Consider the following 17,088-nt stretch of genomic DNA (forward strand, 5'->3'; position numbering starts at 1 on the left):
ATTGAGCCGAGGTCGGCCAACCACTTTGAGCCAACTTCGGTTTACCGCCCCTAGGGGCGACAGCGGCGACCGCTTTCCGATCTGAAGGCCAACGTCTGCTTTCGGTGCAAAAGCCCACGACCGAAACCGACCCGTGGCGGGCATCTGATTAACCGGTCAGCTCGCCGCTCTGGTCGGCATGTGGGCGATCATGCCTTCGGTTCGCGCTCTGACCTGTGGCGACCCCAGACAGGTTTCCACGGCTTCATAACCGCGTGCGCCCGGCAGCCGCCCCACCCTGAAGGGCGGGCTATGGTTCGCGGGACAGAGGGTGAAGGTCTCGTCAGGCCCCAGCGCAGTCAAGTCGAGAATAGCGGACGAGCGGGTCAGGATGAAGAGCGGGCGGCCTTCTCGTGGTCTCGCGCGAAGATGGGCGATGAGCGCATACTGCGTGGACTCGTCGAGGCCTTGCTCGATCAGGTCAATGACAAGCGTCTGCGTTCGCTTCAGATAGAGGCTCCCGACAAGCGCAAACAGCGCGTCCGACACGAAAGCACCATCGTCGACCAACCAGGCCAAGGCGGCGTCGATGTTCGACCGGGCCACTGCATCGTGCGCCAGCTGATCCCGGATTTCGGCGATCCGGTCCAGCCGGTCCAGTCCCAGAAACTCGGTGTCCGTCAGGTGGTTGGCGATCAGCAGGGCCAGCTGTGTTTTCCCGCTTCCGAGCGGTCCGACGATGTAGTTGATCGCCCGCACGTCGCTGAGTTCAAACGTCTCGCCACCCCAGGGCCAAGGCAGCTCAAAGCGTACGACCGGACGGTCAGGGCTCAGGTCCGTGAGGTCTTTGCGGACCAGGGTCTGGCCCGACGCGAGCGAGCGCCGCAGCGCTCTTATTCGCTCCAGCCGAGCGCCGATCTGGTGTAGTTCGCCTTCAACCTTTGCCTGATGCGCGGCTAGGGCGGCTTCCAGGCCATCCGACACTCCGCTCAAGACGCCTTCGACCTGAGCCAGGCTGAAACCCAACGACCGGAGGCCGATGATTTCGGCAGCCAGCGCCATGTCCTCAGGTCCGTAGGTGCGCCAACCGGCAGCCGTCCGCGTGGGTAGCACCAGACCCCGATCTTCGTAAATCCTGAGCGTCTTGACGGAAACGCCAAGATCGTTGGCGGCTTCGGAGGGGCTTAGAAAACCTATGGAAGAGCGCACGATTCACCTCGCTGTTGCTTGTCCACAAACCTATGGAGGCGGCCCCAAGGGACAGGTCAACAGAAAAAGGGATGTCCCCTAGCGACACCCTTTGCGGACATTCGTGAAATCTGCCTGAAACGTATGGCGTCCGGCCAGGTCGTGCGTGATTGCGACCCAACTGGCATTCTGATGGCGCCCAAAGGCTGGCCCCGCTTTCGCGGCGTGAACTCAGTCGTCCAGGCGGCCGATGAGGAACAGCGCACCGACGGCGGTCAGGGCGCCCAGGGTGAAGGCGGCGATGATGGAGCCGGCGGCGACGGCGGCGGGGACGGTGACAGGGCGAGCCTCGTACCATTCCACGATGTCGGCCTCGTGCAGGTCTTCGTCCATGAAGCCTTCGGCCTCGTAGATGGTGTCGTCTGCGGTCATGGCTGCGCTCCGTCTGTCTGCGGGGGATCAATACGCGCAAACGGTCGAGGTTCCACCCCTGTCACCCATCGTGACAGGATGCCGCTCATCGGCTGAACCTTGAAGCCTGATTCACCGCCGCGTTGAAGCGCGCGGCGCTTCCACTTCTGCGGATCAGGCTTTATGACCGCCCGCTCAGGTTCCAGAACGCACGAAGACGATCCCATGGCCGGCCACTCGAAATTCAAGAACATCATGCACCGCAAGGGGCGCGCCGATGCGCAGCGCTCCAAGCTGTTCTCCAAACTGTCGCGCGACATCACCGTGGCGGCCAAGAACGGCATGCCCGATCCGGCGCTGAACCCGCGCCTGCGTCTGGCGGTCAACAACGCCAAGGCCGAAAGCCTGCCAAAGGACGTGATCCAGCGGGCTATCAACAAGGCCGCCGGCGGCGACGTCGATACGATGGAAGAGGTCCGCTACGAGGGCCGGGGTCCGGGCGGCGTGGGCATCATCGTCGAAGCGTTGACCGACAACCGCAACCGCGCGGCGTCCAACATCGGCGCGGCGTTCAAGAAGAACGGCGGCGCGCTGAGCGAGATGAACTCGGTCGCCTTCATGTGGGATAAGGTCGGCCAGATCATCTACAAGGCCGAGGCCGGCACCGAGGACGAAGTCATGGAAGCCGCCATCGAGGCCGGCGCTCAGGACGTCGAGAGCGATCTGGTCAAGCCTGACATCTATGAGGACGCGCCGGGCCACACGATCTGGACCGCCTTTGAGGATCTGAACGAGGTCGCCGAGGCCATGTCCAAGGTGCTGGGCGACCCCAAATCCACCGCCATCGTCTGGAAGCCGCAGTCAGACGTGCCGGTGACCGGCGACGCAGTCGGGACGCTGTTCAAACTGCTGGACGCGCTGGACGCCGAGGATGACGTGTCGTCGGTCTATTCCAATGAGGACATCTCCGACGAGGACGCGGCGAAATACGCGGGCTGATTTCCGCTGGGCGGGGGCTGTGATACGATCCGCGCATGACCGTGCACGTGACCATCGCCCTGGATGAGGCCGTCAAGGCCAGGCTGGATGCTCTCGCTCTGGCGGAGGGTCGCCAGTCGGGTGACCTGCTGGTCGAGGCCGCCGAGCGGATCGCGCGCGAAGAGGCGGCGCTGGAGGCCGCCATTGCGGAGGGCGAAGCTTCGTTGGCCGCCGGCAAGGGCATTCCGCATGAAGAGGTGGTGGCGCGACTGCTAGCCCGGCGTGAGCGATGGAAAGACCTCGCTTGAAGCTGATTGGGCCCCGGAGGCGTTGCAGGACGTCGAAGACGGCGTCGCCTATATCGCCCGAGACAGTATCGCAGCGGCCATCGCGGTTGAAGACCGCATCATCGCGGCAGCCGAGAGCTTGGTGGATCTGCCTCACAAGGGACGTGCCCGCACGGGAGGGCGACGCGAACTGGTGGTCGCTTCCACATCCTTCAGGCTGATCTATCGCCTTGAGGACCGTGCGGTAGTCGTGGTGCGGGTTTGGCATATGAGCCGACGCCCGTTCGCCTGACGACCAGCGAGTCGTTCGCACGGAACCGGGCGGCGGCGAAGGCGTAACGAGGCTTCACCGTTACGCCTGGAGCGCCCATGGACATCACCCAGCTGATCCTCGACGACCATGCCGAACAGCGCCGGCTGTTCGCGATCATCGAACAGATCGACCCCAAGGACGTGGATGCGCTGAGCGCCGTGTGGCTGAGGCTGTCGGCGTTTCTGGACGTGCACGCCGAGGCCGAGGAGCGGTTCTTCTATCCCGAGCTGTTGAAACAGGGCGAGGGCGCCAACGACGCCGAGAACGGCACGGTCGAGGGCGAGACCGAGGACGCCATCGAGGACCACAACAAGCTGCGCGACGCGGTCAAGGCGGTAGAGCAGCACGAGGTCGGGACCAAGGCCTGGTTCGACGCTGTCGGCGATGCGAACGTGGTCAACTCCAAACATATGGGCGAGGAGGAGCGGCAGGGGCTGACCGACTTTCGCATGAATGCGGATGTCGCGATGCGTCACGATCTGGCGGTCAAATTCGCCGCCTTCGAAGCCGAGCACATCACGGGGGTCAAGCCGGTGAACAAGGACCCCGAAACCTATATCGAGAAGCACGGCTGAGGTTGTGGCTTAAGCGGGGAGCGACGGAAGATGCAGCAGGATCGCGATCCGAGGACCGATCTGCCGGGCGCCGCCGGTCCGCCGGTGGAGGGGCCAAGATGGGCGTGGGTGAAGGTCTGCGCCTGGGGCGGGGCGATCCTCGTGCTGCTGTGCGTCGCCGCCGTGGCGACCTGGCTGGTCTCTCGGGTACAGACGGCGCTGGTGGAAAGGCCGAAGGAGGTCGCGTCAGAACGGCTTGTGTTCGAGGCGCCGTCGGCCGCCCGGCCGCCGTCGGCGCCTGTGACCGTTCCTGTCCATGTCGAGACGGTCGTCGTGGAGCAGGCTCCGCCAGAGCCGGTATCGCCGCCGCCTGCGCCTCAAACCGGACGTCGGCGGCCTTTGCTGATGCAGCACTGAGGGCGAGCTGGGGTCAATCCGGTCAAAAAGGACCCCACGCCTCCATCGAAAAGCAAGGCCGACCGTCCGACGACGGTTGCGTTGCAAGCTTAAGCAAGATGATAGTCAAGCTTGACTTTTAAAGGCGTGGTTATGGAAGGCAAAGGTTTGAAACGCAATTATTTCAAATGGACGCTGATCGTTGTCGCGGTGCTGCTGCTTTCATTTATCCTTTTTGTCGTGACGATGGGTTCATTCAAATTGAAAGAGTTCGGCTACGTTGACGAGTTAGCCGAAAATCAGAGTATCTCGCCCTCGAAGTAGGGTCGTATGTTTCTCTGATCGTCCGGTCACGGAACGTCCCGGTCGCCGCGCCGTTGAGGCCAGATGAATCTGGGTAGTCTGGAAGGCGCGGTGCTGCCGATCCTTGGCGCGGTGATCGCGGGCGGGGTAATCGGCTTCGAGCGGGAATGGCGCGGTCGGGCGGCGGGCCTGAGAACGCACATATTGGTCAGCCTGGCGTCGGCCCTGTTGATGTTGGCGGCCATGTCGCAGGCCGACTGGGCGTTCCGCGCGCTACCGGATGAGAACATCGTCACCGACCCCACGCGGATGGCGCATGGGGTGCTGACGGGGATCGGATTCCTGTGCGCGGGCGTGATCTTTCGGACCGGGTTTTCCATCCACGGGCTGACGACCGCGGCGTCGCTGTGGATCACCTCGGCGATCGGCCTGCTGTTCGGGGCTGGGCTCTATGCGCTGGGGGCTGCGGCGACGGTGGTCACGGCCCTGATCCTGATCGGATTGAAACTGATCAGCGGCCGGCTGCCTGCGCGGACGGTGGTGGATGCCGAGGTGTGCTGGGAAAGGCGAGAGGCGTCGCCTGAACCCGCCATCGAGGCGGCCCTGCGGGCGATCGATCCAGAGGTGAGGCACGACACCTTCGAACTGATCGAACAAGGGCGGATCGTGCGGCGGACATGGCGGCTGAAGGCGGCGGAGGAAAGCCAGCTGAAGCGGCTGGCGGAACAGCTGTGCGCCATCCCCGGCGTGACGCGCTACAGCCTCGACCCGCGCGACGACTGAAACCGTTCATTGCCCGATAACCCTCTTTGCGGCATGAGGGGAACGGATGGCGAACGAACCTGTCAGAATCATCGGCCTGGACCCCGGTCTGCGACGCACCGGCTGGGGGGTGATCGTGTCCGACGGCGCGCGGCTTAGGTGGGTGGCGCACGGGGTGGTCGCCCCGCCCGAGACCGCGCCATTCAGCGAGCGGCTGCTGCATCTGTTCGAGGCGCTGGGCGTCATCTGCGCCGACCACGGCTGCGAGGAGGCGGCGGTGGAAGAGGTGTTCGTCAATGTGAATCCGTCCTCGACACTGAAGCTGGGCCATGCGCGGGCGGCGGTGATGTTGGCGCCGGCCAAGCTGGGGCTGACGGTGGCGGAATATTCGCCGAACCTGATCAAGAAGGCGGTGGTGGGGGCGGGTCATGCCGACAAGAGCCAGATCGCCTTCATGATCAAGCGGCTGTTGCCGACCGCAGGGGACGTGAAGGCGGATGCGGCGGACGCCCTGGCCGTTGCGGTCACCCATGCGCAACTGAGGAAACGGTCCTTGCTGGAAGCGATGCATCGGGGGGCGGCGTGATCGGGCGTCTGAGAGGTGTCCTGGCCGAGGTCGGGGAGGCGGAATGCCTGATCGACTGTGCGGGCGTGGGCTATGTCGTGGCGTGCGGGGCACGGACCTTGGGGCGGTTGCCGGCGCCGGGCGACGAGGCGACGGTGCATGTGCATTCTCAGTGGAGCGAGGATGCGGGGCCGCGTCTGTATGGATTTCTGACGCGCGACGAGCGGCGGGCGTTCACCACCCTGCTGGCCATCCAGGGCGTGGGGCCCAAGGCGGCGCTGGCGGTGCTGGACGTCTTGCCGCCCGGCGAACTGGCGGGGGCCGTGGCGCGCGAGGACAAGGCGGCGGTGGCGCGGGCAAACGGCGTGGGGCCGAAACTGGCGCTGCGGATCGTGACCGAGCTGAAGGGCAAGCCGCTGGGCGACGTCAGCTTCGCGCCGACCGCGCCGGGCATGCATGTCGAGATCGCGCCGCCTGCGCCGTCCATCACCGGCGAGGCCGTATCGGCCCTGCTGGGCCTAGGCGTGGCCGAGGTCAATGCGCGCCGGGCCGTGGATCAGGCGCTGATCCGTTTGGGCGAGACCGCCGAGCTGCCCGCCGTGATCCGGGCGGCCCTGCAGGAGTTAGGGCGGTGAGAGAGTGGCGAGTGGCGAGTGACGAGTGGCGAGTGAAGCCACGCAGCGTCGTGGGTCAGTGCTTCGGCCTAGCCGATGATATGCGGAAAGCAAGGGCGCGTTCTCGCCACTCGTCACTCGCCACTCGCCACTGGAGAGCAGCATGACCCGCGTCATCTCTCCGGAAGCCGAAACAGGCGAAGCCTACGACCGCGCCTTGCGGCCGCAGACCCTGTCCGAGTTCGTCGGCCAGTCGCAGGCCAAGGGCAATCTGAAGGTCTTCATCGATGCGGCGCGGGGGCGGGCCGAGGCGCTGGACCATGTGCTGCTGTTCGGGCCTCCCGGTCTGGGCAAGACGACGCTGGCGCAGATCGTGGCGCGCGAGCTGGGCGTGGGGTTCCGGGCCACTTCCGGTCCGATCCTGGCCAAGGCCGGCGATCTGGCGGCGATCCTGACGAATCTGGAGCCGCGCGACGTCCTGTTCATCGACGAGATTCACCGACTGAGCCCGAACGTCGAGGAGATCCTGTATCCGGCCATGGAGGACCATGTGCTGGACCTGATCATCGGCGAGGGGCCGTCGGCGCGCTCGGTGCGGATCGACCTGGCGCCGTTTACGCTGGTGGGCGCGACGACGCGGGCGGGCCTGCTGGCGACGCCGCTGAGGGACCGGTTCGGGATTCCGCTGCGGCTGGAGTTCTATTCGGCCGACGAACTGACGGCGGTGGTGCGGGGCACGGCGCGCAAGATGGGCGCGGCCATCGACGAGGCGGGCGCGCGCGAGATCGCGTCGCGGGCGCGGGGCACGCCCCGGATCGCCGGGCGGCTGCTGCGGCGGGTGCGGGACTTTGCGTCGGCCGAAGGGGCCGAGACGATCTCCAAACTGGTGGCGGCGCGGGCGCTGGCGCGGCTGGAGGTGGACGAGGCCGGGCTGGACAGTCTGGACCGACGGTTCCTGAGGGCGCTGATCGAGAACTATGGCGGCGGGCCGGTGGGGATGGACACGTTGGCCGCTGCGATCGCCGAGGCGCGCGATGCGGTCGAGGACGTGATCGAACCCTATCTGCTGCAACAGGGCTTCATCATGCGCACCCCGCGTGGACGGGTGGCCTGCGCCAAGGCCTATGCCCATCTGGGGCTGAGGGCGCCTGCGCAACCTGCCGGTCCCGTGCCGGGCGACCTGTTCGAATGAAGGACGCCCTTTTTTTTGAATACGATTCAGAAAAGGATGCAGCCAACCAACGCAAGCATGGACTCTCGCTAGAGGTTGCGCGGCGCATTGATTGGAACACCATCAGGGTCATACCTGACACGCGTCACGACTATCAGGAGGCGCGGTACCAGATTTATGGTAAGGTGCTGGATAGGCTGCATGTGTTGATCGTCACGCCGCGAGACGGCGTGTTGAGGGTCATCAGCCTGAGAAAGGCGAATCGGCGCGAGGTGAACCAATATGGCTGATCCCAAAGACGGCTGGCTGAACCCGGATCATTACGATGATGTCGATATCGACGATCCTGAGAATCCTGAAATGACCGCAGCGGATTTCGCTAACGGCCGCCCGTTCAGCGAGGTGTTCCCGGACATGTTCGCCAAATTGACCCCGCAAGCCGTTGCGCTCGACCTTTCTCCCGAAACCATCGCAGTCTTTGCCGAGGAAGGCGACGACTGGAGAGAACGGATGGCGGCGACGCTTGACGCGGCCGCTCAGGCCAAACGCGCCGCATAGCGGGGCGTTACGAGATCAGCATCTGGCGGCGACCGCCCATCCACTTCGAAGACTGAGGCTCCATGATCCTTCGCGCCCTCGTCGCCTTGTCCGTACTGTTCGGGGTGGGTGCGGTCGCCGCGCCCGTCCTCGCGGGGGCGCCGGTGTTCACCGACAAGCCCTGTCCGAGCGACTGGCCGACGGGCCTGCGCGAGGTGCGGTGCGGGACATTGACGGTGGACGAGGCGCGCGACGGAAGCGTCAGCGACCGGCGCATCGACATCGCCGTCGTGATCGTCAAGGCGAGCGCGCCGTTCAAGGATGCCTCGGGTCAGGTTCTGCCGCCCATCGTGATGTTCCACGGCGGGCCGGGAGGGGATCTGACGCCCGGCGTGGGGCGGATGTTGCAGGCCCTGACCCGCAGGCCCGACGCCTTCGCCGTGGATCAGGACGTGATCCTGTTCGATCAGCGCGGGGGCGGGGCGAGCAAGCCGTCGATGGATTGTCCGGGCGTGCAACTGACCGACGCGGGGCCGCCGTCCGACGCGGATCGCGACGGGTTGATCGCCTGTCTGAAAGGGTATCAGACGCAGGGCGTCGATCTGAACCAGTACAACGCCGCCGCCATCGCCGACGACGTGAAGGACATGGTCCAGGCGCTGGGTCTGTCGAAGATCGACCTGTGGGGCGGGTCGTACGGGCCACGCATCGAGGCCGCCGTCATCACCCATCAGCCCCAGATCGTGCGCGCCGCCGTGATGGACAGCCCCTGGCCACCCGAGGGCAACTGGGCCGTCGGCACGCCGGAACAGGTGTCGGCGGCGGTGAAGATCATCCTGGCCAAATGCACGGCGCAAGTCGCGTGCGCGGCGCAGCATCCCGACCTTCAGGCGCGGTTCGAGGTCGAGGCGCGCAAATGGATGGCGGGGCCGGTGACGGGCAAGGACGGGCGGACGTTCAACGTCGACGACCTGTCGGCCTTTCTGATGGACACGACCTATAGCGCCACGGGGGTGCGGGGGCTGCCGGTCGATCTGGAGAAGATCATCGCCGGCGACCTGAGCCCCGTCGCCGAGATCGCCGAGGATCGGACCTATTATTTCGAGGGTCAGCACATGGCGCACCTGTGCAAGGAGGAGCTGCCGTTCGAATCCAAGGCGCGGCTGGCGGCTGGGGCCGCAGGCGATCCGGTGGCGGAGGTGCTGGTTCCGTCGTTGTCGCGGCTGTTCGACGTCTGTGCGGCGGTGGGCGAGCGGCCGGCCAAGCCGATCGAGAACCTGCCGGTCCAGACCGACATCCCGACCCTGTTCGTCGCCGCCGAGATCGATCCGGGCTGTCCGCCGCCCCTGACCGAGGCCGCCGCCAAGGGCTATTCCCACAGCCAGGTGGTGATCGTGACCAATGCGACGCACGGCGTGATCAACGCCAGCCCCTGCACGCGGCGGATGGCGCGCGACTTCCTGCGTGACCCTTCGAAACCGGTGGATCGCAGCTGCCTGCCGGCCGCCGATACGCCGCTGGACTTCACCCTGGATGCGCCTGTCGCATGAGAATGATGCCGCATCGCAGCCCGCGACAGCGGTGGACGATGATCGCGGCTGCGGTCGTGCTGGCCCTGTGCGCTGTCGCCGCCTGGGTCGCGATGCGGCCGGCGAACGCGCCCTCGCCCGAGCCGGCCTCGACGCGGGTCACGCGCCAGATCCGCATCCAGGCGGGCGCTGGCGCCGAGCTGCGCTATGCCGAGGCGGGGCAGAGGCGGGCGGTGTGCGGCTATGTGGGGCGGGTCGCGGGCGGGCCGGCGGTCGGCTTCGTGTCGATCCCCAACCGCATCCTGTTCAGCGACGATCCCCTGCCGACCGAGTTTCGCGAGATGCGTCAACGTTATTGCCCCGGCTTTTTGGAGCGGCCCAAGCCGTCTCCGGTGCGCTAGACTGAGGCCATGAGCATCGACCAACCCACCGCCGGCCGTTTCGAGGGGCGCGACCACCTGTTGCCGGTGCGCGTCTATTACGAGGACACCGATTTCACCGGCCTGGTCTATCACGCCAACTATGTGCGCTATTTCGAGCGGGGGCGGTCCGACTTCCTGCGCGCCATCGGGGTGGGCCATGCTGACCTGCTGGAAGAGGCCGAGCCGCTGGCCTTCGTCGTGTCCGAGATGAACATCAAATACCTGAAGCCTGCGCGGATCGACGACGCCCTGGTGGTGCGCACGATCTACGAGAGCGTGAAGGGGGTGCGGCTGATCATCCGTCAGAGCGTGGAGCGGGCGGGCGAGGTGCTGTGCCGGGCCGAGGTGAGGGCGGTGTGCATTCATCTGGACGGCCGGCCGCGTCGGCCCTCCAAGGGGCTGGTCGAGAAGGTGACGCCGTGGCTGGCGGCGAGTGCGGGCAAGGCTTAGACACCGGCCGTTCGGTCAAGCCCCGCCTCCCGCTCATCCCGGCGAAAGCCGGGACCCAGTGTTTTCGCATCTCCAGTGCGTCGGATGACCACCGACTTTTGATCTCAGACAACTTTCGCCCAAAGGACTGGGTCCCGGCTTTCGCCGGGATGAGCGGAAGATATAGGCTGTCGGGCGTCGCCGATTCCGCTAAAATCCGTTCCGAAACGAGGGGGAAACGTCGTGGCTGCAGAAACCTACAAAATGTCCACCAGCGCGGCGATCGTCACGGTCCTGCTGTTCCTGCTGCTGGTCGGTGGCGGGCTGGTGGGCTGTCCCTATTACAAGGTCTGGGAACGCAAGATGGCGGGCCAGGCCGAGCTGCAATATCAGCAGGGCGCGCGCCAGGCGCTGATCGCCCAGGCGGCGGCCGAGGACGAGGCGGCGATCAAACGGGCCGAGGCGGCGACGCGCCGGGTTCTGGGCTGGACCGATGCGGCCAAGCGCGGCTGCGCCGAACTGGGCCGCCCCGGAGATCGGTTATGCGAGGAACAGCTGCTGCGTGACGCTGCCACCTATTCCATCGCCAAGGAAGGCCATGAGGGCGTGATCATCAGCGTCGGCGCGCCGGTGTCGGTGGCGGTCGATCCGAGCCGTAGATCGGGGTCTGAATAACCCTCTGTTAACCCTTATGACGCGCCTGTCAGATGACGGGCGGTCGGGTCGTCGTTAAACGGGCCGCACGCCACACAATGGTCACGTCCGCTGGGTCGAAGAGGGCGTGAACGAACTCGATTCCGCCCGGAGCGCCTGAATGACAATGCCCGTCGACGCCTCGATGATGAACCCCGTCGAGCTGTTCATGACCGCCGACTGGGTGGTGAAGACGGTGATGATCGGGCTGGCGGCGGCCTCGATCTGGTCGTGGACCATCATCATCGACAAGGCGGTGCGGTTCACGGCGCTGAACAAACAGGCCGACGATTTCGAAAAGGCGGTCCAGTCGGGCCGGTCGCTGGAGGACGTGGCGGCCCAGGCCGGGCCGGCGCCGGACCACGCCCTGCCGCGCATGCTGGTGATCGCCCTGTCGGACTGGCGCGAGGCGCGTCAGCGCGGGGCGCTGAACGAACATCAGGGCGACCTGCTGATGACCCGGATCGACCGGGCGATGAACAGCCTGATCACGCGCGAGAGCCAGCGGATCGAGAACGGTCTGGGCGTGCTGTCGGTCGTGGCGACGGCCTCGCCCTTCATCGGCCTCTTCGGCACGGTGTGGGGCATCATGAATGCGTTCGGCCGCATCGCGGCGGCGGGCAACACCAATCTGACGACCGTGGCGCCGGCCATTGCGGAAGCTTTGTTCGCCACGGCCATCGGCCTGGCGGCGGCCATCCCGGCCTATATCGCCTACAACAAGTTCTCCATCGACGCGGGTAAGTTCTCGAACCGGCTGGAGGCGTTCGCGGATGACCTGCAGGCCGCCGTGGCGCGCCGTCTGGGCAGCCCTTCGGCCCCGCCGCCTCCGCCCGTGGCGTCCAGCGACCTCAGCCTGAAGCGGGGCGGCTGAGCCATGGCGCTTGGTGGCGGTTCGAGCGGCGGCGGCGGTCGTCGCGGACGCAGAGGGCGTAAAGGGCCTCTGACCGAGATCAACGTCACGCCCCTGGTGGACGTGATGCTGGTGCTGCTGATCATCTTCATGATCTCGGCGCCGTTGCTGACGGTCGGGGTGCCGGTCGAACTGCCCAAGACCGAGGCCAGCGCGGTCGAGATCAAGTCGGAACCCCTGTCGGTCAGCATCGACCAGCAGGGCGCCATCTTCGTCGGCGACAGCGAAACCGCCTTCGAGGAGTTGTCGGCGCGCTTGCAGACCGAGGCCGGGGGCGCGGACAGGGCGTCGGAGCGGCCGGTGTTCGTGCGGGCCGACGGGCGTGCGCCCTATCAGGCGGTGGCGCGGGTGATGGCGCGGCTGAGCGCGTCCGGCTTCACCAAGCTGAACCTGATCACCGACACGGCGCCGGAGGCCTGAGCCCCTTGCGTCGTCCGAGCCCCGCGATCCTCGGATCCCTCGCCCTGCACGCCGGGGTGATCGCGCTCGCCTTCGTGACGTTTTCGCACAAGGTGGATGAGGAGGAGACGCCGCTGGTCGCCTCGGTGCCGGTGACCATCGTCTCGGAGGATGTGATCCAGGCCGCGCCGGCCGACAATCCGCAGCCAGAACCCTCGCCCGACGACGCCGCGACCGCCCCGGTGCAGCAGCCCGATCCGGTTCCGCCCACGCCCCATCCGACGCCGCCCCAGCCTGCGCCACGTCCGACCCCTACGCCGCCACGCCCGACGCCCGCGCGCCCCACGCCCGCGCCGACACCGACCCCTACGCCGCGTCCGACCCCGCCGCGCCCGACGCCGCCCCGACCCCAGCCGCCGACGCCTGCGCCGCCGACCAAGGCCCCGACCAATCCGCGGCCGGCCACGCCCGCGCCCACCCGCCCGGCGCCGCAACGCCCCGAGCCGAGCCTGGACCTGGACGCCCTGGCCGGGCCCACGCGCCCGACCAACAATCGCGGACGACCGGCGACGGGGCAACAGGGTACCGGGACCGCATCGCAGGCGACGGGGCCGCAGATCACGGCCATCTTCAATCAGGTCTATCCGAACTGGATCCTGCCCTGCGACATTCCCGGCGCGGACCAGCTAAGGATCCAGGTCGAGCTGACCTTGTCGGCTGACGGGCGGATCACGCGCGGACCCAGTCTGATCAACGCCCAATCCAGCAGCGTCTATCGCGCCGCCGCCGACGGCGCCCTGCGCGCCCTGCGCCAGACCGCGCCGTTCGACGTGCCCCAGGGCTTCCCCGGCGGCGTCTATCGCCCGACGTTCAATACTGAACGGGCGTGCCGCAATCGCTAGGCGTGAGGTGCGCGTTTAGGCACTGACGCAGGCCAATCCAATTCCTCGCGAAGCGCATTGACGTGTTCCGTCGTGATCGCAGGGCCGCCACGATCCGGCAGCAGAGCCACGCCATTGCGAAATCTGACTTTTGGCTCAGCCGTGTCTAATGCGCTTCGCGCCAGATCGGAGACGACCTGACCCATTGTTTGGCCCGTGCGGGCGGCGATGATCCTGATGGCGTCCAGCACGTCATCGTCCAGCGTGAGGGTGGTGCGCATGAGGTCAGAATAACTCATCCGAAACAAACGCCAAGATGCATCGCCCCGTCCCGAATGTCGCCCCATTCCCCGTGAAGCTGGCGAAAGTCGAACGGCCCGGCGATAAGGGGCGGCGATCCTTCGAGACTTATGGGAGCATCTGATGCGTCTGAACCTTCTTCTGGCCTCCGCAGCCGCTTTGGCTTTGGCCGCCCCGCTGACGACGGCGGCTCAGACCCCTCAGCAAGGCCAGCCCGTCGAGGTCGAGATCGATCAGGGCGTGTTGCGGCCGCTTCAGATCGCGGTCGTGCCGTTTGCGGGGACGCACGGGTCGGACATTTCCAGCGTGGTCAGCGGCAATCTGAAACGGTCGGGCTTCTTCGAGCCGTTGAACCCGTCCAGCTTCATCGAGACCGGCCTGACGCTAGCCAATGCGCCGAACTTTCCGCAGTGGACCCAGATCGGGGCGCAGGCGGTGCTGTACGGCGGGGTGACGACGCGGGGCGACGGGCGGCTGGACGTGGGCTTCCGCCTGTATGATCCGTATCGCCAGTGCCAGCTGGTCAGCTATCAGTTCACGGCGACGCAGGAACAGTGGCGCCGGATCGCGCACAAGATTTCCGACGTCATCTATCAGCGGATGACGGGCGAGGCCGGCTTCTTCGATTCGCGCGTGATCTTCGTGTCCGAGGAAGGCTCGGCGCTGAACCGGATCAACCGCCTGACCATCGCCGACCAGGACGGGTTCAACCCGACCTATCTGACGCAAGGGGACGAGGTGATCATGTCGCCGCGCTTTTCCTTGTCGCAGCCGGACGAGATCACCTATGTGGCGCTGGGCAAGGATTACAGCCGCATCTATCTTTACAATCTGACGACCGGCCGGCGCGAAAGCCTGGGCGAGTTCGACGGTCAGGTGCTGGCGCCGCGCTTCTCCAACGACGGCAACAAGATCGCGTTTTCGATCATCCGGGGCGGCAATACCGACGTCTATGTGATGGACCTGCGCAGCCGTCAGATCACGCGCCTGACCAACGACCCCGGCATCGACACCTCGCCCTCGTTCAGCCCGGACGGCAGCCAGATCGTCTTCACCTCGGACCGTTCGGGTTCGGCGCGCCTGTATGTCATGCGGTCGGACGGATCGGGCCAGCGGCCGATCTCGCGCGGGGGCGGCCTCTATACGGCGCCGTCGTGGAGCCCGACCGGCAATCTGATCGCCTTCACCAAACAGGGCGGCGGCCAGTTTTCGACCGGGGTGATGAACGCGGACGGTTCGGGCGAGCGCATCCTGTCGTCCAGCTATTTCGAGGACGGCCCGAACTGGGCACCCAACGGCCGTTACGTCATGTTTGCGCGCCAGACGCGCGGCGGCGACACGCGCCTGTGGACCGTGGACCTGTCGGGCCGGGTGGTGTCGCAGGCGGGCTATAACGGGCGCGGCACCGACCCCGCCTGGTCGCCGCTGCTGGACCGCCCGCCGACCAATCTGGGAATGAACCAGGGCGCGGACAGCTGCCCGTCGTAAGCCTCATCCCGATCACGTCGGAGCCTTAAAGCTCAACTGTGCGTTATCGCCTCTGGCGCCGAAAAATCGCCCAAGGCAGACAGTAACGCCAAGCTTGAGGACCGCCGCCTCGCATAAGAAACACCGTCAGGAGACGACCCATGAAGACTTCCCGCATTCTGAAACTGGCGATGGTGGGCTGCGCTGTCGCCGCCATGGCCGCCTGCACCCGCAAGCCGCCCGTCGAGACCGGCGTGCCCGGTCCCAACGACGGCACGACGGCGCCGACGGGTCCGGCCTATCCGACCGCCCCGACCGGCCCGGTGACCGGCGGAAACATGGGTTCGGCCGCGCCGGGCACGGAGCAGGACTTCGTCGTCAATGTCGGCGACCGCATCTATTTCGACCTGGACTCCTATGAGGTCCGTCCCGAGGCCATGCCGCGCCTGGACGCCCAGGCCCAGTGGCTGCAGCGTTATCCGTCGGTGACGATCCGCATCGAAGGCAATGCCGACGAACGCGGCACGCGCGAGTACAATCTGGCCCTGGGCGCACGCCGCGCCGAATCGGTCCGGACATATCTGATCAACCGCGGCATTCCGGCGGGCCGGATCGACACCATCAGCTTCGGCAAGGAGCGCCCCATCGCCGAAGGGTCGAGCGAGGATTCGTTCGCGCGCAACCGCAACGCCCACACCGCCATCGTGTCGGGCGCGCCGCGCTAAACACCGGCTGAACGGCTGAGATCGTGAGAGGCGTCGGCTGCAAGGCCGACGCCTCTTTTCGTTTCGGCGCTTGTCCTGACGACGACGCGGCGTCAAGAACGCCGTGTTGGCGTTGGGGGATGACCAAATGGATATCGAAGCAGCGGGCGGCGTCGTCACCGGCGGCCTGATCGCGGGCGCGATCGAGAAGCCGACGGGCAAGGCGGGCGAGGTCCACGCGCACGGCGTCTGTTCCGACTGCGGCGCCGAGACCAGCGGCAACTTCTGCGCCAACTGCGGCCAGCCGACCCATGTCCACCGCACCCTGCTGCACCTGGGCGAAGAGCTGCTGCACGGGGTCATGCACTTTGACGCGCGCATCTGGCGCACCCTGCCGCTGCTGTGGCTGAATCCCGGCCGGCTGACGCGCGAATGGGTCGAGGGCAAGCGGTCGCGTTATGTCTCGCCGCTGGCGATCTTCCTGTTCACCCTGTTCGTGATGTTCTTCGCCCTCAGCTTCATGCCGCATCCGGAATCCAAGACCGGCGAGGGGGCGGACATGAGCGAGCGGATCGCCGCCCAGCGCGAAAACCTGGCCGAGTCGGAAAAGGCTCTGGCCCAGCTGCGGGCTGACAGCGGCGCCCAGCCTGATCGAACGATGCAGATCGCGCTGAACGCCGGTCAGAAACTGGTCGAGGATCGGCGTGCGGGGCTGACGCGGCTGGAGGCCGACGAACGTGACGGACGCGCCGACGGGCTGAAGCCTGGAAGCTGGCAGGCCAGCATCAAGGACATGGCGACCGGGGAGGGCGGCGAGACCAAGCTGAGGGTCATGGGCCAGGACAGCGAAAAAGAAGGCCATGGCATGGGGGCCACGGTGTTGAAGAAGCTCCAGAACCCGGACCTGGCGCTCTACAAGTTGCAGCAGACGATGTACAAGTTCGCCTTCCTGCTGGTGCCCTTGTCGATCCCGTTCGTGGCCCTGCTGTTCCTGTGGAAGCGCGGGTTCACCCTGTACGATCACGGTGTCTATATCCTGTATTCGCTGACCTTCATGGCCATGCTGCTGATGTTGATGGTGCTGTCGGCGACGCTGGCGGGGTGGCTGGGGCGGATCGTCATCGCGGTCGGGGTGTTCGCCGTGCCGGTGCATATGTTCGCGCAGATGAAGGGCGCCTATTCGCTGTCCTGGTTCTCGGCCCTGTGGCGGACGATGGCGCTGCTGATGTTCTGCAACATCGTTGTGGGCCTGTTCGTCACGGCCATCATCTATCTGGGCCTGGGGCACTAGCT

24 protein-coding genes are annotated in these 17,088 nt (G+C 66.3%); 21 read left to right on the forward strand and 3 right to left on the reverse strand.

The features are described 5' to 3' along the window. Nucleotides 1–156: 156 nt before the first annotated feature. Both ACZZZD_RS12860 and ACZZZD_RS12865 read right to left on the reverse strand, forming a co-directional pair. Complete coding sequence (locus tag ACZZZD_RS12860; RefSeq protein ID WP_463435562.1) at nucleotides 157–1,188, reverse strand: MerR family transcriptional regulator; 1,032 nt, start codon at nucleotides 1,186–1,188, stop codon at nucleotides 157–159. 210 nt (nucleotides 1,189–1,398) lie between these two features. Further along, nucleotides 1,399–1,599 (reverse strand): hypothetical protein, encoded by a 201-nt coding sequence (locus tag ACZZZD_RS12865; RefSeq protein WP_159846453.1) that lies wholly within the window; start codon nucleotides 1,597–1,599, stop codon nucleotides 1,399–1,401. Nucleotides 1,600–1,803: 204 nt separating this feature from the next. Between ACZZZD_RS12865 and ACZZZD_RS12870 the strand changes: the two genes are divergently transcribed. The 18 genes from ACZZZD_RS12870 to ACZZZD_RS12955 all read left to right on the forward strand — a co-directional run bounded on the left by ACZZZD_RS12870 (nucleotide 1,804) and on the right by ACZZZD_RS12955 (nucleotide 13,345). Continuing rightward, the gene (locus ACZZZD_RS12870; protein WP_463435563.1) at nucleotides 1,804–2,577 is read left to right on the forward strand and encodes a YebC/PmpR family DNA-binding transcriptional regulator; all 774 of its coding nucleotides are present in this window, start codon (nucleotides 1,804–1,806) and stop codon (nucleotides 2,575–2,577) included. A gap of 35 nt (nucleotides 2,578–2,612) precedes the next feature. Beyond that, the gene (locus ACZZZD_RS12875) at nucleotides 2,613–2,864 is read left to right on the forward strand and encodes a hypothetical protein (protein ID WP_463435564.1); all 252 of its coding nucleotides are present in this window, start codon (nucleotides 2,613–2,615) and stop codon (nucleotides 2,862–2,864) included. Next, complete coding sequence (locus tag ACZZZD_RS12880) at nucleotides 2,839–3,135, forward strand: type II toxin-antitoxin system RelE/ParE family toxin (protein ID WP_463435565.1); 297 nt, start codon at nucleotides 2,839–2,841, stop codon at nucleotides 3,133–3,135. The genes ACZZZD_RS12875 and ACZZZD_RS12880 overlap by 26 nt, the downstream gene beginning before the upstream one ends. Before the next feature lie 77 nt (nucleotides 3,136–3,212). Continuing rightward, nucleotides 3,213–3,731: a hemerythrin domain-containing protein gene (locus tag ACZZZD_RS12885; protein WP_463435566.1), complete on the forward strand. Its 519-nt coding sequence runs from the start codon at nucleotides 3,213–3,215 to the stop codon at nucleotides 3,729–3,731. Nucleotides 3,732–3,761: 30 nt separating this feature from the next. Beyond that, nucleotides 3,762–4,127 carry a hypothetical protein gene (locus tag ACZZZD_RS12890; RefSeq protein ID WP_463435567.1) on the forward strand — a complete coding sequence of 122 codons (366 nt, stop codon included), beginning with the start codon at nucleotides 3,762–3,764 and terminating at the stop codon, nucleotides 4,125–4,127. A 366-nt stretch (nucleotides 4,128–4,493) separates the two neighbouring features. Further along, nucleotides 4,494–5,192: an MgtC/SapB family protein gene (locus ACZZZD_RS12895; protein WP_463435568.1), complete on the forward strand. Its 699-nt coding sequence runs from the start codon at nucleotides 4,494–4,496 to the stop codon at nucleotides 5,190–5,192. 46 nt (nucleotides 5,193–5,238) lie between these two features. Continuing rightward, complete coding sequence (gene ruvC / locus ACZZZD_RS12900; protein WP_463435569.1) at nucleotides 5,239–5,757, forward strand: crossover junction endodeoxyribonuclease RuvC; 519 nt, start codon at nucleotides 5,239–5,241, stop codon at nucleotides 5,755–5,757. Further along, nucleotides 5,754–6,371, forward strand: coding sequence for a Holliday junction branch migration protein RuvA (gene ruvA, locus ACZZZD_RS12905; protein ID WP_463435570.1), 618 nt, complete (start codon nucleotides 5,754–5,756; stop codon nucleotides 6,369–6,371). The genes ruvC and ruvA overlap by 4 nt, the downstream gene beginning before the upstream one ends. A gap of 142 nt (nucleotides 6,372–6,513) precedes the next feature. Continuing rightward, nucleotides 6,514–7,542: a Holliday junction branch migration DNA helicase RuvB gene (gene ruvB, locus ACZZZD_RS12910; RefSeq protein WP_463435571.1), complete on the forward strand. Its 1,029-nt coding sequence runs from the start codon at nucleotides 6,514–6,516 to the stop codon at nucleotides 7,540–7,542. Continuing rightward, the gene (locus ACZZZD_RS12915; protein WP_463435572.1) at nucleotides 7,539–7,811 is read left to right on the forward strand and encodes a BrnT family toxin; all 273 of its coding nucleotides are present in this window, start codon (nucleotides 7,539–7,541) and stop codon (nucleotides 7,809–7,811) included. The genes ruvB and ACZZZD_RS12915 overlap by 4 nt, the downstream gene beginning before the upstream one ends. Next, nucleotides 7,804–8,079 (forward strand): BrnA antitoxin family protein, encoded by a 276-nt coding sequence (locus ACZZZD_RS12920; RefSeq protein ID WP_463435573.1) that lies wholly within the window; start codon nucleotides 7,804–7,806, stop codon nucleotides 8,077–8,079. Before ACZZZD_RS12915 ends, ACZZZD_RS12920 begins: the two co-directional genes overlap by 8 nt. A 62-nt stretch (nucleotides 8,080–8,141) precedes the next feature. Next, a complete protein-coding gene (locus ACZZZD_RS12925) occupies nucleotides 8,142–9,608 on the forward strand; it encodes an alpha/beta fold hydrolase (RefSeq protein ID WP_463435574.1) in 1,467 nt (488 codons plus the stop codon). A 38-nt stretch (nucleotides 9,609–9,646) separates the two neighbouring features. Further along, a complete protein-coding gene (locus ACZZZD_RS12930) occupies nucleotides 9,647–9,988 on the forward strand; it encodes a hypothetical protein (protein WP_463435575.1) in 342 nt (113 codons plus the stop codon). A gap of 9 nt (nucleotides 9,989–9,997) precedes the next feature. Then, a complete protein-coding gene (gene ybgC, locus ACZZZD_RS12935; protein ID WP_463435576.1) occupies nucleotides 9,998–10,459 on the forward strand; it encodes a tol-pal system-associated acyl-CoA thioesterase in 462 nt (153 codons plus the stop codon). A 222-nt stretch (nucleotides 10,460–10,681) separates the two neighbouring features. Next, on the forward strand, nucleotides 10,682–11,113 hold the full coding sequence (locus ACZZZD_RS12940; protein ID WP_463435577.1) for a hypothetical protein: 432 nt from the start codon (nucleotides 10,682–10,684) through the stop codon (nucleotides 11,111–11,113). Between the two features lie 139 nt (nucleotides 11,114–11,252). Further along, nucleotides 11,253–12,005, forward strand: a complete 753-nt coding sequence (gene tolQ, locus ACZZZD_RS12945; RefSeq protein ID WP_346494221.1) for a protein TolQ — start codon at nucleotides 11,253–11,255, stop codon at nucleotides 12,003–12,005. Nucleotides 12,006–12,008: 3 nt separating this feature from the next. Continuing rightward, entirely contained in the window at nucleotides 12,009–12,464 is a 456-nt protein-coding gene (locus ACZZZD_RS12950) for an ExbD/TolR family protein (protein ID WP_463435578.1), read from the forward strand. 5 nt (nucleotides 12,465–12,469) lie between these two features. Further along, nucleotides 12,470–13,345, forward strand: coding sequence for a hypothetical protein (locus ACZZZD_RS12955; protein ID WP_463435579.1), 876 nt, complete (start codon nucleotides 12,470–12,472; stop codon nucleotides 13,343–13,345). On the opposite strand, the gene ACZZZD_RS12960 is transcribed toward ACZZZD_RS12955, so the two are convergent. Continuing rightward, nucleotides 13,342–13,605 (reverse strand): CopG family transcriptional regulator, encoded by a 264-nt coding sequence (locus ACZZZD_RS12960; protein ID WP_463435580.1) that lies wholly within the window; start codon nucleotides 13,603–13,605, stop codon nucleotides 13,342–13,344. The genes ACZZZD_RS12955 and ACZZZD_RS12960 overlap by 4 nt on opposite strands. A gap of 142 nt (nucleotides 13,606–13,747) precedes the next feature. Here ACZZZD_RS12960 and tolB point away from each other — a divergent pair, with 142 nt between their 5' ends. The 3 genes from tolB (at nucleotide 13,748) to ACZZZD_RS12975 (ending at nucleotide 17,086) form a co-directional block, all read left to right on the forward strand. Further along, nucleotides 13,748–15,112 (forward strand): Tol-Pal system beta propeller repeat protein TolB, encoded by a 1,365-nt coding sequence (gene tolB / locus ACZZZD_RS12965; RefSeq protein ID WP_463435581.1) that lies wholly within the window; start codon nucleotides 13,748–13,750, stop codon nucleotides 15,110–15,112. A gap of 140 nt (nucleotides 15,113–15,252) precedes the next feature. Further along, a complete protein-coding gene (gene pal, locus ACZZZD_RS12970; protein WP_463435582.1) occupies nucleotides 15,253–15,816 on the forward strand; it encodes a peptidoglycan-associated lipoprotein Pal in 564 nt (187 codons plus the stop codon). Between the two features lie 127 nt (nucleotides 15,817–15,943). Then, a complete protein-coding gene (locus ACZZZD_RS12975) occupies nucleotides 15,944–17,086 on the forward strand; it encodes a DUF3667 domain-containing protein (RefSeq protein ID WP_463435583.1) in 1,143 nt (380 codons plus the stop codon). Nucleotides 17,087–17,088: the final 2 nt, after the last annotated feature.

The organism is Brevundimonas sp. AC546 (assembly GCF_979258305.1).

Bases quoted from the DNA above. Each gene is read 5' to 3' on its own strand.
- ruvC (WP_463435569.1), top strand. From the start codon at position 5,239: ATGGCGAACGAACCTGTCAGAATCATCGGCCTGGACCCCGGTCTGCGA.
- ACZZZD_RS12865 (WP_159846453.1), bottom strand. From the start codon at position 1,599: ATGACCGCAGACGACACCATCTACGAGGCCGAAGGCTTCATGGACGAA.
- ACZZZD_RS12885 (WP_463435566.1), top strand. From the start codon at position 3,213: ATGGACATCACCCAGCTGATCCTCGACGACCATGCCGAACAGCGCCGG.
- tolB (WP_463435581.1), top strand. From the start codon at position 13,748: ATGCGTCTGAACCTTCTTCTGGCCTCCGCAGCCGCTTTGGCTTTGGCC.
- ACZZZD_RS12915 (WP_463435572.1), top strand. From the start codon at position 7,539: ATGAAGGACGCCCTTTTTTTTGAATACGATTCAGAAAAGGATGCAGCC.
- ACZZZD_RS12930 (WP_463435575.1), top strand. From the start codon at position 9,647: ATGATCGCGGCTGCGGTCGTGCTGGCCCTGTGCGCTGTCGCCGCCTGG.
- ACZZZD_RS12975 (WP_463435583.1), top strand. From the start codon at position 15,944: ATGGATATCGAAGCAGCGGGCGGCGTCGTCACCGGCGGCCTGATCGCG.
- ACZZZD_RS12875 (WP_463435564.1), top strand. From the start codon at position 2,613: ATGACCGTGCACGTGACCATCGCCCTGGATGAGGCCGTCAAGGCCAGG.
- ACZZZD_RS12925 (WP_463435574.1), top strand. From the start codon at position 8,142: ATGATCCTTCGCGCCCTCGTCGCCTTGTCCGTACTGTTCGGGGTGGGT.
- ACZZZD_RS12890 (WP_463435567.1), top strand. From the start codon at position 3,762: ATGCAGCAGGATCGCGATCCGAGGACCGATCTGCCGGGCGCCGCCGGT.
- ACZZZD_RS12960 (WP_463435580.1), bottom strand. From the start codon at position 13,605: ATGCGCACCACCCTCACGCTGGACGATGACGTGCTGGACGCCATCAGG.
- pal (WP_463435582.1), top strand. From the start codon at position 15,253: ATGAAGACTTCCCGCATTCTGAAACTGGCGATGGTGGGCTGCGCTGTC.
- ACZZZD_RS12920 (WP_463435573.1), top strand. From the start codon at position 7,804: ATGGCTGATCCCAAAGACGGCTGGCTGAACCCGGATCATTACGATGAT.
- ACZZZD_RS12950 (WP_463435578.1), top strand. From the start codon at position 12,009: ATGGCGCTTGGTGGCGGTTCGAGCGGCGGCGGCGGTCGTCGCGGACGC.
- ACZZZD_RS12895 (WP_463435568.1), top strand. From the start codon at position 4,494: ATGAATCTGGGTAGTCTGGAAGGCGCGGTGCTGCCGATCCTTGGCGCG.
- tolQ (WP_346494221.1), top strand. From the start codon at position 11,253: ATGACAATGCCCGTCGACGCCTCGATGATGAACCCCGTCGAGCTGTTC.
- ACZZZD_RS12870 (WP_463435563.1), top strand. From the start codon at position 1,804: ATGGCCGGCCACTCGAAATTCAAGAACATCATGCACCGCAAGGGGCGC.
- ruvB (WP_463435571.1), top strand. From the start codon at position 6,514: ATGACCCGCGTCATCTCTCCGGAAGCCGAAACAGGCGAAGCCTACGAC.
- ybgC (WP_463435576.1), top strand. From the start codon at position 9,998: ATGAGCATCGACCAACCCACCGCCGGCCGTTTCGAGGGGCGCGACCAC.